General features: G+C 60.6%; 12 protein-coding genes. 4 read left to right on the top strand and 8 right to left on the bottom strand.

The window, feature by feature from the left end:
* Nucleotides 1-136: 136 nt before the first annotated feature.
* Entirely contained in the window at nucleotides 137-793 is a 657-nt protein-coding gene (locus tag BOP96_RS21250) for a TetR/AcrR family transcriptional regulator (RefSeq protein WP_073453961.1), read from the bottom strand.
* A gap of 93 nt (nucleotides 794-886) precedes the next feature.
* Between BOP96_RS21250 and BOP96_RS21255 the strand changes: the two genes are divergently transcribed.
* From BOP96_RS21255 to BOP96_RS21265, 3 genes are all read left to right on the top strand, one after another.
* Nucleotides 887-1,987: an efflux RND transporter periplasmic adaptor subunit gene (locus BOP96_RS21255; protein ID WP_019817871.1), complete on the top strand. Its 1,101-nt coding sequence runs from the start codon at nucleotides 887-889 to the stop codon at nucleotides 1,985-1,987.
* Nucleotides 1,988-1,992: 5 nt separating this feature from the next.
* The gene (locus BOP96_RS21260; protein ID WP_020300957.1) at nucleotides 1,993-5,058 is read left to right on the top strand and encodes an efflux RND transporter permease subunit; all 3,066 of its coding nucleotides are present in this window, start codon (nucleotides 1,993-1,995) and stop codon (nucleotides 5,056-5,058) included.
* Between the two features lie 142 nt (nucleotides 5,059-5,200).
* The gene (locus BOP96_RS21265) at nucleotides 5,201-5,440 is read left to right on the top strand and encodes a type III secretion protein (protein ID WP_073453963.1); all 240 of its coding nucleotides are present in this window, start codon (nucleotides 5,201-5,203) and stop codon (nucleotides 5,438-5,440) included.
* 93 nt (nucleotides 5,441-5,533) lie between these two features.
* Here BOP96_RS21265 and BOP96_RS21270 read toward each other — a convergent pair whose 3' ends face one another.
* Genes BOP96_RS21270 through plsB form a run of 3 tightly spaced genes read right to left on the bottom strand, consistent with a single transcriptional unit; the run spans nucleotide 5,534 to nucleotide 9,223 of the window.
* A complete protein-coding gene (locus tag BOP96_RS21270) occupies nucleotides 5,534-6,223 on the bottom strand; it encodes a DUF4197 domain-containing protein (protein ID WP_003189124.1) in 690 nt (229 codons plus the stop codon).
* 27 nt (nucleotides 6,224-6,250) lie between these two features.
* A complete protein-coding gene (locus tag BOP96_RS21275) occupies nucleotides 6,251-6,652 on the bottom strand; it encodes a YbaY family lipoprotein (RefSeq protein WP_014717218.1) in 402 nt (133 codons plus the stop codon).
* 51 nt (nucleotides 6,653-6,703) lie between these two features.
* The gene (plsB, locus tag BOP96_RS21280) at nucleotides 6,704-9,223 is read right to left on the bottom strand and encodes a glycerol-3-phosphate 1-O-acyltransferase PlsB (protein WP_073453964.1); all 2,520 of its coding nucleotides are present in this window, start codon (nucleotides 9,221-9,223) and stop codon (nucleotides 6,704-6,706) included.
* Between the two features lie 181 nt (nucleotides 9,224-9,404).
* Here plsB and BOP96_RS21285 point away from each other — a divergent pair, with 181 nt between their 5' ends.
* Nucleotides 9,405-9,614: a cold-shock protein gene (locus BOP96_RS21285; protein WP_003189131.1), complete on the top strand. Its 210-nt coding sequence runs from the start codon at nucleotides 9,405-9,407 to the stop codon at nucleotides 9,612-9,614.
* Nucleotides 9,615-9,733: 119 nt separating this feature from the next.
* Here BOP96_RS21285 and BOP96_RS21290 read toward each other — a convergent pair whose 3' ends face one another.
* From BOP96_RS21290 to BOP96_RS21305, 4 genes are all read right to left on the bottom strand, one after another.
* Nucleotides 9,734-10,111 carry a hypothetical protein gene (locus BOP96_RS21290; protein ID WP_073453966.1) on the bottom strand — a complete coding sequence of 126 codons (378 nt, stop codon included), beginning with the start codon at nucleotides 10,109-10,111 and terminating at the stop codon, nucleotides 9,734-9,736.
* A 54-nt stretch (nucleotides 10,112-10,165) separates the two neighbouring features.
* Nucleotides 10,166-10,975, bottom strand: a complete 810-nt coding sequence (locus BOP96_RS21295) for a putative RNA methyltransferase (protein ID WP_060767067.1) — start codon at nucleotides 10,973-10,975, stop codon at nucleotides 10,166-10,168.
* Nucleotides 10,975-12,126 (bottom strand): succinyl-diaminopimelate desuccinylase, encoded by a 1,152-nt coding sequence (dapE, locus tag BOP96_RS21300; RefSeq protein ID WP_005785553.1) that lies wholly within the window; start codon nucleotides 12,124-12,126, stop codon nucleotides 10,975-10,977. Before dapE ends, BOP96_RS21295 begins: the two co-directional genes overlap by 1 nt.
* Before the next feature lie 256 nt (nucleotides 12,127-12,382).
* The gene (locus tag BOP96_RS21305; RefSeq protein WP_014717222.1) at nucleotides 12,383-14,974 is read right to left on the bottom strand and encodes a glycosyltransferase; all 2,592 of its coding nucleotides are present in this window, start codon (nucleotides 14,972-14,974) and stop codon (nucleotides 12,383-12,385) included.
* Between the last annotated feature and the right edge of the window lie 14 nt (nucleotides 14,975-14,988).

Here is a 14,988-nt window from a genome sequence, read left to right on the forward strand (position 1 = left end):
CGGTTTACCCCCCAAATCCCTGTCGAATTCCGGCCAGCGTGGTTTGACGGGGCGCTTAAGATCAAAATCAAAAGCAGATCAAGAGCAGATCAAGAGCGACTCGCTTCGCATCGTGGTTACCGTCGGTTGCTACCGCCTATGCGGTGCTGTAGAGCCCCGTGCTGCGATAGGCCCGCATAAACAACTGCACCACGTCCTGCACATGCTCTTCGGCCTCTTGCGCGCTCAATTGTCCGCCGCAGCCATACAACAAGCGAAAGTTCGCCGTGCCCTTGAGCAGGCAAAAGAAGTGTTCCGCGGCTTTGAACGGTGTGTCGATGCTCAAGGCACCGCTCTGGTGAATCTTGCCGAGCAAGCGCTCCATGCCTTGCAGCATGCGCATGGGGCCGGCGTTGAAGAAGATCTGGGAGAGTTTCACGTCCTGATTGCCGGTGGTCATCATCAGGCGATGCAGGTTTACCGACTCCTCGCTGTTGATCAGCCGATGAAAGCCGCGTGCGATGTTGAGCAACACCGTCTCGACGGGCATGCCTTCGGGAAGCTCGAAGTACATCACCGGCAATTGCTCTTCACATTTGGCCACTACCGCCGCGGTGAACAGCGTCTCCTTGTCGGTGAAGTGGCTGTAGACCGTGAGTTTCGATACGCCGGCCGCCAGGGCGACGGCGTCCATGCTGGTGTTTGCATAGCCCTTGTCCAGGAACAGCGATTTTGCCGATTCGAGGATTGCCTGGCGTTTTGCCATGTCCTTGGGGCGGCCGGGGCTTGCGGTGTTCAGAGGATTGTCGGACATTTTCACCTTTAATACTGGACTGGTGAGTTTGGTATTAATAACATACCGGCCAGTATAATTATTCCAAGCTCTATTTGCGAAAGGTCCTTCAGCATGCGCAGCGCTTTCCTGCCCCTTGCTTTGCCTGTCAGCCTGATCTTCCTGTTGGCCGCTTGCGGCCATGAAGAAGCGGCCCAGACCACCGTACGCCCGGCCATGGTGGTGCAACCGCAGCCTTCGGCGCAGGCAATGGACAGCTACCCCGGTGAGGTGCGTGCCCGTTATGAGCCGGACCTGGCCTTTCGCATCGGCGGCAAAGTCAGCAAGCGCCTGGTGGAGGAGGGCGAACGGGTCAAGGCCAACCAGCCGCTGGCCGAACTCGACCCCCAGGACGTGCGCCTGCAACTGGAGGCCACCCGCGCCCAAGTAGCCGCCGCAGAGGCCAATCTGAGCTTGGTGCGTGCGGAGCGGGATCGCTACAAGACCTTGATGGACCGTCAGATGGTCAGTCGGTCGCAGTACGACAATTCCGAAAACCTCTACCGAGCCGGTGAAGCACGCCTGAAGCAGATCAAGGCCGAGTTCGATGTGTCCAGCAATCAGGCGGGCTACGCCGTGCTGCGTGCGCCTCAGGATGGGGTAGTCGCCAAGCGTGCCGTCGAGGTGGGGCAAGTGGTTTCCGCTGGCCAGACGGTGTTCACCCTGGCCACCGATGGCGAGCGTGAAGTCTTGATCAGCCTGCCCGAGCAGGGCTTTGGCCGCTTCAAGATCGGCCAGCCGGTGTCGGTGGAGTTGTGGAGCCAGCCAGAGCAACGCTTCGCCGGGCGCATTCGTGAACTGTCGCCTGCCGCCGACCCCAAGTCTCGCACCTTCGCCGCGCGCGTAGCCTTCATCGGCGGCAAAGTGCCCGCCGAACTGGGCCAAAGCGCACGGGTTTTCATCCAGGTCGACGGTGTCATTCCCCTATCGGTACCGCTGTCTGCCCTGAGTGCCGAGAACGGTGCGTCCTACGTTTGGCGTGTAAAACCGGACAACACCCTTGAACGCACCCCTGTACGCATTGGTGCGTTTGGCGAAAACACCGTGCCGGTACTCGAAGGCTTGGCCGCCACCGATTGGGTGGTGGCCGCAGGCGTGCATGTGCTCCATGAGGGCCAACCCGTGCGCCCGGTGGATCGCTCCAACCGTGTAGTGAATCTGGCGGCCAAGGAGTAGTCCCCATGGGTTTCAATCTTTCCGAATGGGCGTTGCGTAATCGCCAGATCGTACTGTTCCTGATGATCCTGCTGGCCGTGGTTGGCACCTTGTCCTACACCAAGTTGGGACAAAGCGAAGACCCGCCCTTTACCTTCAAGGCCATGGTGATCAAGACCAACTGGCCTGGAGCCACGGCCCAGGAGGTCTCGCGCCAGGTCACTGAGCGAATCGAGAAAAAACTCATGGAGACCGGTGAGTATGAACGCATCGTGTCGTTCTCCCGTCCTGGTGAATCCCAGGTCACCTTTATTGCCCGTGATTCGATGCGTTCGGCGCAGATTCCTGAGTTGTGGTACCAGGTGCGCAAGAAAATCAGCGACATCCGCCACACCTTGCCGCCGGATATCCAGGGGCCGTTTTTCAACGACGAGTTCGGCACCACCTTCGGCAATATCTACGCCCTGACCGGCGACGGCTTTGACTATGCGGTGCTCAAGGACTACGCCGACCGCATCCAGATCCAGCTGCAACGCGTCCCGGATGTGGGCAAGGTCGAGCTGCTCGGCCTGCAGGACGAGAAGATCTGGATCGAGCTGTCCAACCTCAAGCTCGCCACCCTCGGCTTGCCTCTGGCTGCGGTACAACAGGCGTTGCAGGAGCAAAATGCGGTGTCCACCGCCGGCTTCTTTGAAACCCCCACCGAGCGCGTGCAACTGCGCGTTTCGGGCAACTTCAAGACAGTAGAGGAGATCCGCAACTTTCCGATACGCGTGGGGGATCGCACCTTCCGCATCGGTGACGTGGCTGACATCCATCGAGGCTTCAACGACCCACCGGCACCGCGCATGCGCTACATGGGCGCAGATGCCATCGGCCTGGCCGTGGCCATGCGCGACGGTGGCGACATCCTCGTACTGGGCAAGGCCCTTGAAGCGCAATTCGCACGCCTGCAAAAGAACCTTCCGGCAGGGATGGAGCTGCGCAAGGTGTCGGACCAGCCGGCAGCTGTGAAGACCAGCGTCGGAGAATTCGTCCAGGTATTGGCTGAAGCGCTGGCGATTGTTTTGCTGGTGAGCTTTTTCTCCCTCGGCGTGCGCACCGGCATGGTCGTCGCCCTGGCGATTCCGCTGGTACTGGCGATGACCTTTGCCGCCATGTATTACCTGGGCATCGGCCTGCACAAGATTTCCCTGGGCGCCTTGGTCTTGGCCCTGGGCTTGCTGGTGGATGACGCGATCATCGCCGTGGAAATGATGGCGATCAAAATGGAACAGGGCTACGACCGCCTCAAAGCCGCGAGTTTCGCCTGGACCAGCACCGCATTCCCCATGCTCACCGGCACCCTGATCACGGCCGCAGGCTTCTTGCCGATTGCCACCGCGCAATCGAGCACTGGCGAATACACCCGTTCGATCTTCCAGGTGGTGACCATTGCACTGCTGGCCTCCTGGGTGGCGGCCGTGGTGTTTGTGCCCTACCTGGGGGAAAAACTCCTGCCCGACCTGGCGAAGATTCATGCGGCCAAACACGGCACCGACGGCCCGGACCCTTACGGCACACCCTTCTATCAGCGTGTAAGGCGTCTGGTGGAGTGGTGCGTGCAGCGGCGTAAAACCGTGATCGTGCTGACCCTGCTGCTGTTTATCGGCTCGGTTGCACTGTTTCGCTTCGTGCCGCAACAGTTCTTCCCGGCTTCCGGTCGCTTGGAGTTGATGGTCGACCTGAAACTGGCCGAAGGCGCTTCCCTGAGCAACACCGCCGAACAGGTCAAGCGCCTGGAGGCGTTGCTCAAGGAGCATGCCGGCATCAATAACTATGTCGCCTACGCGGGCACCGGTTCGCCACGGTTTTACCTGCCACTGGACCAGCAATTGCCCGCTGCCAGCTTCGCCCAGTTTGTGGTGCTGGCTAACACCATCGAGGAGCGAGAAAGCCTGCGCACCTGGCTGATCGAAACCCTCAACGAGCAATTCCCCGCCCTGCGTTCGCGGGTCACGCGCCTGGAGAACGGCCCGCCCGTAGGCTACCCCGTGCAGTTTCGTGTGACTGGCGAGCACATCGAAGAAGTCCGTTCGCTGGCGCGCAAAGTGGCGGCCAAGGTTCGCGAAAATACCCATGTGGTGAATGTGCATCTGGACTGGGAAGAACCGAGCAAAATCGTATACCTGAATATCGACCAAGACCGTGCCCGTGCCCTGGGTGTGAGCACTGCCAACCTGTCGAAATTCCTGCAGAGTTCCCTGACCGGCGCCAGCGTCAGCCAGTATCGGGAGGACAACGAATTGATCGAGATCCTCCTGCGCGGCACGGTGCATGAGCGTAGCGAGCTGTCGCGCCTGCCAAGCCTGGCCGTGCCCACCGACAATGGTAAAAGCGTGGCGCTGTCGCAAATTGCCACCCTCGAATATGGATTCGAAGAAGGCATCATCTGGCGTCGCAACCGTCTGCCCACAGTGACCGTACGGGCCGATATCTATGGCAAGGAACAGCCGGCGACCCTCGTGCAGCAGATCTTGCCGACGCTCGCCGATGTGCGAGCCGAGCTGCCGGACGGCTATCTGTTGGAGGTGGGCGGTACGGTTGAAGACTCTGCGCGGGGGCAAAACTCGGTGAAGGCCGGCGTGCCGCTGTTTATCGTGGTGGTGCTGACCTTGCTGATGCTGCAACTGCGCAGCTTTTCGCGCACGGCCATGGTCTTTCTCACCGCACCGTTGGGGCTGATCGGCGTGACCTTGTTTCTGTTGGTGTTCCGCCAACCCTTCGGTTTCGTCGCCATGCTCGGCACCATCGCGCTGTCGGGCATGATCATGCGTAATTCGGTGATTCTGGTGGACCAGATAGAACAAGACATCAAGGCCGGCCTGGCACCCTGGCAGGCAATTATCGAAGCCACCGTCCGACGCTTTCGCCCGATTGTGCTGACGGCGCTGGCAGCGGTGCTGGCGATGATTCCGTTGTCGCGCAGTGTGTTCTTCGGGCCCATGGCTGTGGCGATCATGGGCGGGTTGATCGTGGCGACGGCGTTGACACTGTTGTTCTTGCCGGCGTTGTACGCGGCTTGGTTCAGGATCAGGAAGGACGTGGAGTAAATCTGTGACTGTTTTTGGGTGGGCCCAATGGGAACCTTTTTTTCAGGCTTGCCACAGATAGTTACCTGTTCGCAGGTACTTTATTCGGTGGTTTTTATCACGTGGATAACATTTCCAGAACGTTCATAGAGGCGAAATAGATATGCTCCTACAAGCAGTGGGAAACTTTTACTCGGTGATTGGTATGATACTGGGCGGCGGTCAGATGGGCGGCGCTTGCGCCAAACATTCACATAATGACTCCGTCAGTCGGCGTGAGCTTTCGGACGCGCTCAAATCGTTCAAATACGATCATCCCCAGCCCACCACTAATTTTACGATCAACAACAGCGTTTCCAGCGCGAACAGCAATGCGAATACCAACGCTCAAATCGGCCGTTGAATGCGCTGAGTTCTGATATTCAGCCGTTGCAAACACTCTGCACCCGCAGAGTGTTTGCCGCGTTACGTCCCAGTACAAGTCGCTGGCGAAAGCTTAAAGTGCCCCAAACACCTTCTTGGCCAAGCTGGTGGCTGCCGCCGCCGGGTTCTTGCGAATGGTTTCTTCCTGCTGCGCAATCATCTTGAACAAACCATCCAGCGCCTGCTCGGTCACGTAGTTTTCGACGTTGGCGCTCTTGGCATCCACGGCGCCAAAGGCTGCGGCCTTGCCGGCCAGAGCGTTGTACTGCTGAGCCACGCCGACTTTGTCGGTGGCGGCCTTGACGATGGGCAGGAACTTGGCGCGAATTTCTTCACGGCTGCTTTTGTTCAGGTACTGGGTGGCGGAGTCCTGGCCTCCACTGAGAATGCCCTTGGCGTCGGTCACGCTCATGTTCTTCACGGCGTTGACCAGAATTGGCTGGGCCTGGGTCACGGCGGTTTCTGCGGCCTTGTTCATGCTGGTTTCCAGTTGCGTGACCTGGTCACCCATACCAAACATTTTAAGCTTGTCCGCGACTTTGCCGAGTTTGCCCGGCAGGCCGATCTTCACGTCCGGGTTGTTGCTGAAACCACCGGGCGTCCCGAGTTGTTTCACAGCAATCTGTGCACCTTGGGTCAAGGCATCCTTGAGGCCGCCGCTGGCGTCACCCTGGGACAGGCTGCCCAGATCCAGGGCCATGGCGTTGGCGCCGAACAGCAAGCCAGCACACAGGGCGGTGAGGCGAAGAGATTTGCGGAGCATGGGCGCTTCCTTATGAAGTGGGAATGATCAATGTGCGGCCGCATCTACCCGCAGGCGCAGCGGTTGTGGGTCCTGGCCGTTGAGTTGCACGGTGTGCCGCTCGGTGGTGATAAACAGTAGCTTGCCGTCCAGCTCGATGCGAGCGCTGACCGAATAGGTGTGGCCCGGTTTGACCTGAGCCGGGTCATAGCTCAGGTGAAACGGCAGCGGCACCTGGCCTTTGACCGGGCCTTTCTGTTCGGCGAGGGTCACGGCCGGGGCGTCCATCAGGGACACGTCCTGCAGGCTGACACTCAAGGTGGCGGCCGGCGGCAGGGCGATGCGTTGCAGGTAGAACACTTCGCCGTCCAGACTGGCCTTCGGGGTTGGGGTCATCGAGTGGCAGGCTCCGAGCAGGGCGGTCAGGCCCAGAAGGATGAGTTTTTTCACGGTGCAACTCCTTTTCAACGGCGCCGGAATCCGCCCGACGCCTCGTTCAATTTAGCGGTTTTCTTCAGGAGGGGCGGCAACCGGTTCAGGCGCGGTCTCGGTTGCGCCGTCCACGCGGTGCAAGGCCACCTGGCGGATCGACAGGCGAATATCCGCCGGCAACACGCGTTTGGCCGCACCTTCTGCCAGTTCGCCGAGCAGGTCGTGATAGCCCAGCTTGCCGGCTTCATCGCGGCGCAGCACATCTTGCTCCAGCAACGTCTGGATGAAATGTCGGAAAAGGCTCTTGTCGAAGAATTCCGGAGCGTTGAGGCCGTGCAGGATTGACAGGCGCTGGGCCATGATCGTGCACAGGTCTTCCAGCTCTTCTGCGCTGATACTGTTCTGGCCGCTGTTGAGCAGCAACGAGATCGCCATGTAGAAGCGTTGCAGGGTCTGGGCGATGCTCTTGGACAGCAGCGTCAGCAGCACAAAGTGCCGCGAACTCGGCGCCGGGCGCAGGTACACGGCGTTTTCGAAACGTAGCAGGCCTTGTTCGACAAACGCGTCCAGCCATTGATCGACCACGTTGTCCAAGTCGTCCAAGGACCAACGAATAAACAGTTCCGATTGCAGGTACGGGTAAAGCGCGTGGGTGTAGCGCAGGATCTGTTCGCGGCTCATCCGCGAGCTGCTCTGGAAGAAGCTCGCCAGCAACGCCGGCAGGGCGAAGATGTGCAGCACGTTGTTGCGGTAGTAGGTCATCAGGACGGCATTCTGCTCATCCAGATAAACGATTTTGCCCAGGGCGTCACTCTGCTCGGACAACAGGTTCATGTCCTTGACGTGCTTGATCAGCGCCAGGCCATCGCCTTCCGGCAGGGTGGTGTGGGGCGAGTAGGGCACACGACGCAACAGCGCGAGGTACAGGTCCAGCTGGCGGGCCATGGCCTGTTCATCCAGGGCCAGGCGGGTGGTGGACAGCAGGGCCAGCGCCACCAGGTTCACCGGGTTCACCGCAGCGGCTTCGTTCAAATGACGCGCCACCTGTTCGCCGAGGCGATTGGTGGTTTCGTTGAGCCAGGCCGGCTTGTAGTTCGGCCCCAGTTCCTGGGCGCGCCAGTCCGGTTGCTCGGCGTCGAGGAACTCTGCCAGCTTGATCGGTTCGCCAAAGTTGACTGCCACTTGGCCGAAGCGTTGCTTGAGCGCGCCGACCACTTTGAAGATATCGAAGATCGACTCTTTCTTCTTGCTGGCGCCACGCAGTTCGCCCAGGTAAGTGCGGCCTTCGAGGACACGCTCATAACCGATATACACCGGCACGAACACGATAGGCATGCGCGAGGAGCGCAAGAAGCTGCGCAGGGTGATCGCCAACATCCCGGTTTTCGGTTGTAGCATGCGCCCGGTGCGCGAGCGGCCGCCTTCGACGAAGTACTCCACCGGGAAGCCCTTGGTAAACAGGGTGTGCAGGTATTCGTTGAACACCGAGGTGTACAACGGGTTGCCCTTGAAGGTGCGGCGCATGAAAAACGCACCGCCACGGCGCAGCAGGCTGCCGATCACCGGCATGTTGAGGTTGATGCCGGCGGCGATATGCGGTGGGGTCAGGCCGTTCTTGAACAGCAGGTAGGACAGCAGCAGGTAGTCGATATGGCTGCGGTGGCAAGGCACGTAGATTACCTCGTAGCCTTGGGCCACCTTTTGCACGCCTTCGATGTTATTGACCTTGATGCCGTCGTAGATCTTGTTCCAGAACCAGCTCAAGACCACTTCCAGGAAGCGGATCGCGGTGTAGGTGTAGTCCGAGGCAATTTCGTTGCCATAGCGCAGGGCCAGGGCCTTGGCTTTTTCCGGGGCGATCTTTTCGCGTTCGGCCTCATCCGCAATGGCTTGGCGCACCAGCGGCATATTGACCAGGCCCTTCACCAGATTACGGCGGTGGGACAGGTCGGGGCCGATCACCGCCGTCTTCAGGTTACGAAAGTGCACACGCAAGATGCGCTGGGCCATGCGCACGGTGCGTTCGTGGCCTTTATTGTGCTCGATCAATTCGCGCAGGTTGATAGGCGCGGAGAATTGCACACGGGTCTTGCGCCCCAGGATCAGGATGCTCAACAACCGACGTAGACGCCCGGTGACCGCCCAGCTGTCGGCGAATAAAAGCTTCCAGGGGCTGGACTCGCTTTCGGGGGATTGGCCCCAGAACACACTGACCGGAATGATTTGTACATTCTCTTCGGCGTGTTCGGTGAGGGTATTGACCAGCCGCGTCAGGGTGGGTGGTGCGCCACGCTTGTCCTGGCGCCCAAGCCAATCCGGATCCGGCGTGAGGTAGAAGAACGCCGCAGGCTCCATCAACGGCCCCACTGACACTGGCAGCACCGGGCGTGGCAGGCCGGCCTTGGTGCACTCGGCGTCGACCACTGCCAACTCGGTGAGGGAGGGTGATTGCAGGACGTAGAAAACCGGCCGGCTGCGGTCCAGGTTAAGGGTGAGGGACGACTGGTTGATCGTCTCTGAGCGAACCCAGAGGTACAACAGTCGGCGCAAGGTGCCAAACACCAGACGGCGGAACGGGGAGCGGGTCATAGGCGAACTGCTTCAAGTGGAAAAAACCGAGCAGGCGCTCGGGCGGGTAGTGTGCCGTATTCGCCGAAAATCGGCAAAAAAGCAGCGATGTAAAGTTGAGTTGATGGTTTTTGAGCCTGTCTTATACTCGGCAGTTCAATGCGAGCGACTCAACAATAAAAAAACCAGTGGGAGTGAACAGATGACAACGCGTGAAACCGGCAATGTGAAGTGGTTCAACGATGCAAAGGGCTACGGCTTTATCCAGCGTGAAGATGGCAAGGATGTGTTTGTGCACTACCGCGCCATTCGCGGTGAAGGCCACCGCTCGTTGGCCGAAGGCCAGCAGGTGGAATACGCCGTGGTGACCGGCGAGAAGGGCTTGCAGGCGGAGGATGTGGTCGGCCTGTAACAACGTTGTTTGATCGTTCCCACGCTCTGCGTGGGAACGCCTCTTGTGACGCTCCGCGTCACGCTTTGGGACGCAGAGCGTCCCAGGCTACTTTCCCACGCAGAGCGTGGGAACGATCTTCAGGCGGTTTTCCAAGTGATCTGTTCTTCACCGTCTACGCTGATGCGAATCCAGGTGTCGGCACTTTCCTCACCCTCTTCTTCAACCCAGGTGCCCGGCGCGCAGCGCACTTCGACGTTCAGCGCGGCAAACGCGGCGCGGGCGCAGGCGATGTCGTCGTCCCACGGGGTCTGGTCGCTTTCCAGGTACAGGCTGTTCCATTTGCCCACCGCCTTGGGCAGCCAGGTCACCGGCACGCTGCCGGCCTTGCACTTGTAGGTCTGGCCTTTCTGGACCCAGTCGGTGCACGGGCCCAGGGCGGCGCCCAGCCAGTCGGCGATGGCCTTGTGATCGACGTCGGCGTCCTTCAGGTAAATCTCAATATCGGGTTGGCGCATGGATGTTCCTCGTTGCGGGATTCGAAAATCCATTCGCGGGTGGGTGAACGTCAGTCATTGAAGCACGAAATAATCGTAACGCATCGACACCGTGACCTGCAGCGGCTCGGCCGCCTCGATCACCTCGTGGCGGCGCTCGGCACTGGCTCGCCAGCCGTGGGGCGTCATCGCCAGCAGGTTGGCGCGGTCCTGGGCTTCGGCCAGGCTCAGGGTGAATTCCAGTGTTTCACTGTGTGCCAGGTGCATGCCATCCGGCACCAGGGCCAGATGTTTATCGTCGGTATACTCGCGTACCTCGTCGTAAAGACGCTCGCGCAGTTCCATCAAGTGGCCGCTGGTCGGGCCGACCTTCATCAAACCGCCGCCGGGACTGAGCAGGCGCTTGGCCTCTTGCCAATCCAACGGGCTGAACACGCTGGCGAGGAACTGGCAGCTGGCATCGGCCAATGGCACGCGGGCCATGCTGGCGATCAACCAGGTCAGCGCCGGGTTGCGTTTGCACGCGCGCTTGACCGCTTCCTTGGAGATATCCAGGGCATAGCCATCGGCGTGGGGTAGGGCCTGGGCAATTTGCGCGGTGTAGTAACCCTCGCCACACCCAATGTCGACCCAGCGCTGCGGTGCACGCTCGGCGGCCAGTTCGGCCAGGCGCTTGGCCACCGGGGCGTAGTGCCCGGCGTTGAGGAAGTCGCGGCGCGCCTCGACCATGGCCAGGTTATCGCCTGGGTCGCGGCTGTTCTTGTGCTGCACCGGCAACAGGTTCAGGTAACCCTGGCGCGCGCGATCGAAACGGTGCCCGGCCGGGCACGCCACGCCATTGTCCACCGCATTGAGCGGTGCGCTGCAAATGGGGCAGGCAAGCATCAGGCGAGCAACTTGATCAGGGTCTGGTAGTAGATTTCGGTCAGCACATCGAGGTCGCTGGCCAGGATGCGTTCGTTGACCTGGTGGATCGTCGCGTTGACCGGGCCCAGCTCGACCACCTGGGTGCCCAGCGTGGCGATAAAGCGCCCATCGGAAGTACCGCCGCTGGTGGATGCCTTGGTCTCACGCCCGGTGATCGCCTTGATACTGGCAGATACCGCATCCAGCAGCGCACCCGGCTCGGTGAGGAACGGCAGGCCCGATAGCGCCCAGTCCACATGCCAGTCCAGGCCATGTTTATCCAGGATCGCCGCGACCCGCTGTTGCAGGCCCTCGACGGTGGACTCGGTAGAGAAGCGGAAGTTGAATACCGCCGTCAGGTCGCCGGGGATCACGTTGGTGGCGCCGGTACCCGAATTGAGGTTGGAAATCTGGAAACTGGTCGGCGGGAAGAAGGCGTTGCCGTCATCCCAATGCTCGGCAGCCAATTCAGCCAGGGCCGCCGCAGCCAGGTGGATCGGGTTCTTCGCCAGATGCGGGTAAGCCACATGGCCCTGTACACCGCGCACGGTCAAGGTGGCACCGAGGGAGCCACGACGGCCGTTCTTGACCACATCGCCCACCAGGGTCGTGCTTGACGGTTCGCCGACGATGCACCAGTCCAGGCGTTCCTTGCGCGCGGCCAGACGTTCGATCACCGCCTTGGTGCCATGGTGCGCCGGGCCTTCTTCGTCGCTGGTGATCAGGAAGGCGACCGAACCCTTGTGGTCCGGGTAGTCGGTGACGAAACGTTCCGCTGCCACCAGCATCGCCGCCAGGCTGCCTTTCATGTCAGCCGCGCCACGGCCACAGAGCATGCCGTTTTCATCGATCAACGCGTCGAACGGGTCGTTCTGCCAGGCCTGTACCGGACCGGTCGGCACCACGTCGGTGTGACCGGCAAAGCACAGCACCGGACCTTCATGCTTGCCATGGGTGGCCCAGAAATTGTCCACATCTTCGATGCGCATCGGTTCAAGCGCAAAACCGGCGTCGCCCAGGCGCTGCATCATCAGCTTCTGGCAATCGGCGTCGATCGGTGTGACCGACGGGCGACGGATCAGGTCGATGGCCAGTTGAAGGGTCGGCGAAAGGTCGGCATGGGCCGTCATGGGGGGAACTCCGGAAAGCGTGTGGTGGGGCGCAGGACGAATGTGGAAATACAGAGCCTGGAGCGACGCAACTCCAATGTGGGAGCTGGCTTGCCTGCGATAGCATCGCTGCGGTGTGCCTGTCAGACCGCGGCGTCTGTATCGCAGGCAAGCCAGCCCCCACATAGAATTGGGCCAGGCCAAGTCTCACAAAAGGGCCGTTATCTTATAGCAAAACGGCGGCCAAGGGCCGCCGTTTAGTGCATTGCGTCACTTTTTACGCCGCCGGTGCGGGCTCGGGCGCCGCCGAAGGTTTGGGCAGCGACGATAAGAACGCCATGATCAGCGCCGCCACATAGGGCAGCGACTGCACCAGCAACATCACGACCCAGAAGCGAATGTCGTTGCTCGGCAGGCCTTGCACCAGGTAGATCCCCAGCGCCGCGCCCCACAGCAGGAGCATGATGAACATTTCTTCGCGGGCTTCGGAAATGGCCACCCAGAAGCCGTGGTTATCGGCGTTTTTCGGCGTGCGAAAGAACGGAATGCTGGTGGTGAAGAAACCATACAGCACCGCCTTGGCGATGGTATGGGACAACGCCAAACCGGCCAGGGCCGCGCAGAACGCATCTTTCAAGTTCACGCCTACCGCACGACGGTAGAGGAAGATGATCTTGCCGACCTTGAACACGAACAACGCCAACGGCGGGATCGCGAAAATCAGCAATGGCGGGTCGACCCGAGTCGGCACGATGATCATCGCCGCAGACCACAACAGGGCGCCGACGGTAAAGAAGATGTTCATACCATCGGCCACCCACGGCAACCAGCCCGCTAGGAAGTGGTAGCGCTGACCGCGGGTCAGCTCGGTGTCCTTGCCACGTATCAGGCTGGCGGTGTGGCGCTTAATGATCTGGATCGCGCCATAGGCCCAGCGGAAACGCTGTTTCTTGAAGTCGATAAAGGTATCCGGCATCAAACCCTTGCCGTAGCTGTCGTGGTAGTACGCCGCCGACAAGCCTTTCTCGAACACACGCAGGCCCAGTTCGGCGTCTTCACAGATGCACCAGTCGGCCCAGCCCAGCTCTTCGAGCACCGAGCGGCGGGTCATGGTCATGGTGCCGTGCTGGATGATCGCGTCGCGGTCGTTACGGGTGACCATACCGATATGGAAGAAGCCCTTGTATTCGGCGTAGCAGAGCTTCTTGAAGGTGCTTTCGTTCTGGTCGCGGTAATCCTGGGGCGACTGCACCACGGCGATTTTCGGGTCGGCGAAGTGCGGCACCATGTGCTTGAGCCAGTTGGGCGATACGCAGTAGTCCGAGTCGATCACCGCGATCACTTCGGCATCCTTGGCGGTGTGCGGGATCAGGTAGTTCAGCGCGCCGCCCTTGAAACCGGCCAGGGGCGCGACGTGGAAGAACTTGAAGCGCGGGCCCAGGGTTTCGCAGTAATCGCGCACCGGCTCCCACACCGCCGGGTCCTTGGTGTTGTTGTCGATGATCAGGACTTCGTAGTCCGGATAGTCGAGGGCGGCCAGCGCGTCGAGGGTCTGTTTGACCATTTCCGGCGGCTCGTTGTAGCACGGCACATGGATCGACACTTTCGGGCGGTAGTCCGAATCGCCTTCCACGGGCAGGAATTCACGCCGACGCTTGTGGGTCCAGACTGCTTCCGCCAGCTCATGGGCTTCGGTCAGCAACACAATGAACACGCCCAGGGCGCCGAGTGCCAGCAACACACCGACCGTCACGCTGAACCAGGTGCTGTATTGCTGGCTGTAGTCGTAGCCGATCCAGACCAGCACCGACCCGCACAGGAACGCAATAAAGGTCAGGAAGGTGCGGCCACGCTGGCGCAGGGCCGAGCCATCGATCATCAACAGGGTCAGGGACAGCAGCGCAAGCACCACTGAACCGATGGCCAGTACCCGCCATTGCGGAATCGCCACCACCGGGCCGTCAAAATTGAATTTCTGCTGGCGCGCGGCGTTGAATACACCCCAATACGCACCCGCCGAACCTTCATCGCTGACCTTCCACGGCTGGTCGAAGGCCTCGATCACGAAGTAGTTGTAACCCTGGCGATTGAGCTTGTTGACCAGTGTACGCAGGTAAATCGCCTGGTCTGCCGGCGACGATTCATTGCCGCCGCGCATACGGCCGTTGCTCGGCCAGCCCACTTCCGACAGCAGCAGTGGCTTTTTCGGGAAGGCTTTCTTCAGGTCCTTGGCGCGGTCCAGGACGTACTGGCCGGCCTTGTCCATTGGGATGTATTCCCAGAATGGCAGGATGTGCGCGGCGATCAGGTCGACGTGCTTGGCCAGTTGCGGGTTCTTTTCCCAGATGTGCCATTGCTCGGAGGTGGTCACCGGGACTTTCACGGCGGCGCGCACGCGGTCGAGCAGCACGATCAGGGCTTCGGGGGTGATTTCTTCCCGGAACAACGCTTCGTTGCCCACCACTACGCGCACGACACTGCGCGAGGTGTTGGCGATCTCGATAGCGCGCTGGATCTCCCGCTCGTTACGCTCAAGGTCCGGGCTGATCCAGATCCCCAGGGTCACGCGCAGGCCAAACTCTTCGGCCAGCTTGGGAATATCGCCCAGGGGGCCGTCCACCGAGTAGGTACGGATGTTGTCCGTCAGCTTGCTCATGATCGCAAGGTCCTGACGCATCTGTTCGTCGGTAGGGTACTGGCCTTTCTGCGGGTACTGGCCTTGCTGGAACGGCGAGTAGGAAAAGCCGGAGATCTGATCGGGCCAGTTGGGAGCGGTGACCGGGCGGTTGATCAGCGCCCAGAAACCGGTGAACAGCGCGGCAATTGCCAGCACCACCACCAGGTTGAGTCCAAATTTACGCGATGCCATGGTTATGTCGGGTT

Origin of the sequence: Pseudomonas sp. FSL W5-0203 (assembly GCF_001896155.1) — a bacterium.
In the GTDB taxonomy this organism is placed as follows: domain Bacteria; phylum Pseudomonadota; class Gammaproteobacteria; order Pseudomonadales; family Pseudomonadaceae; genus Aquipseudomonas; species Aquipseudomonas paracarnis.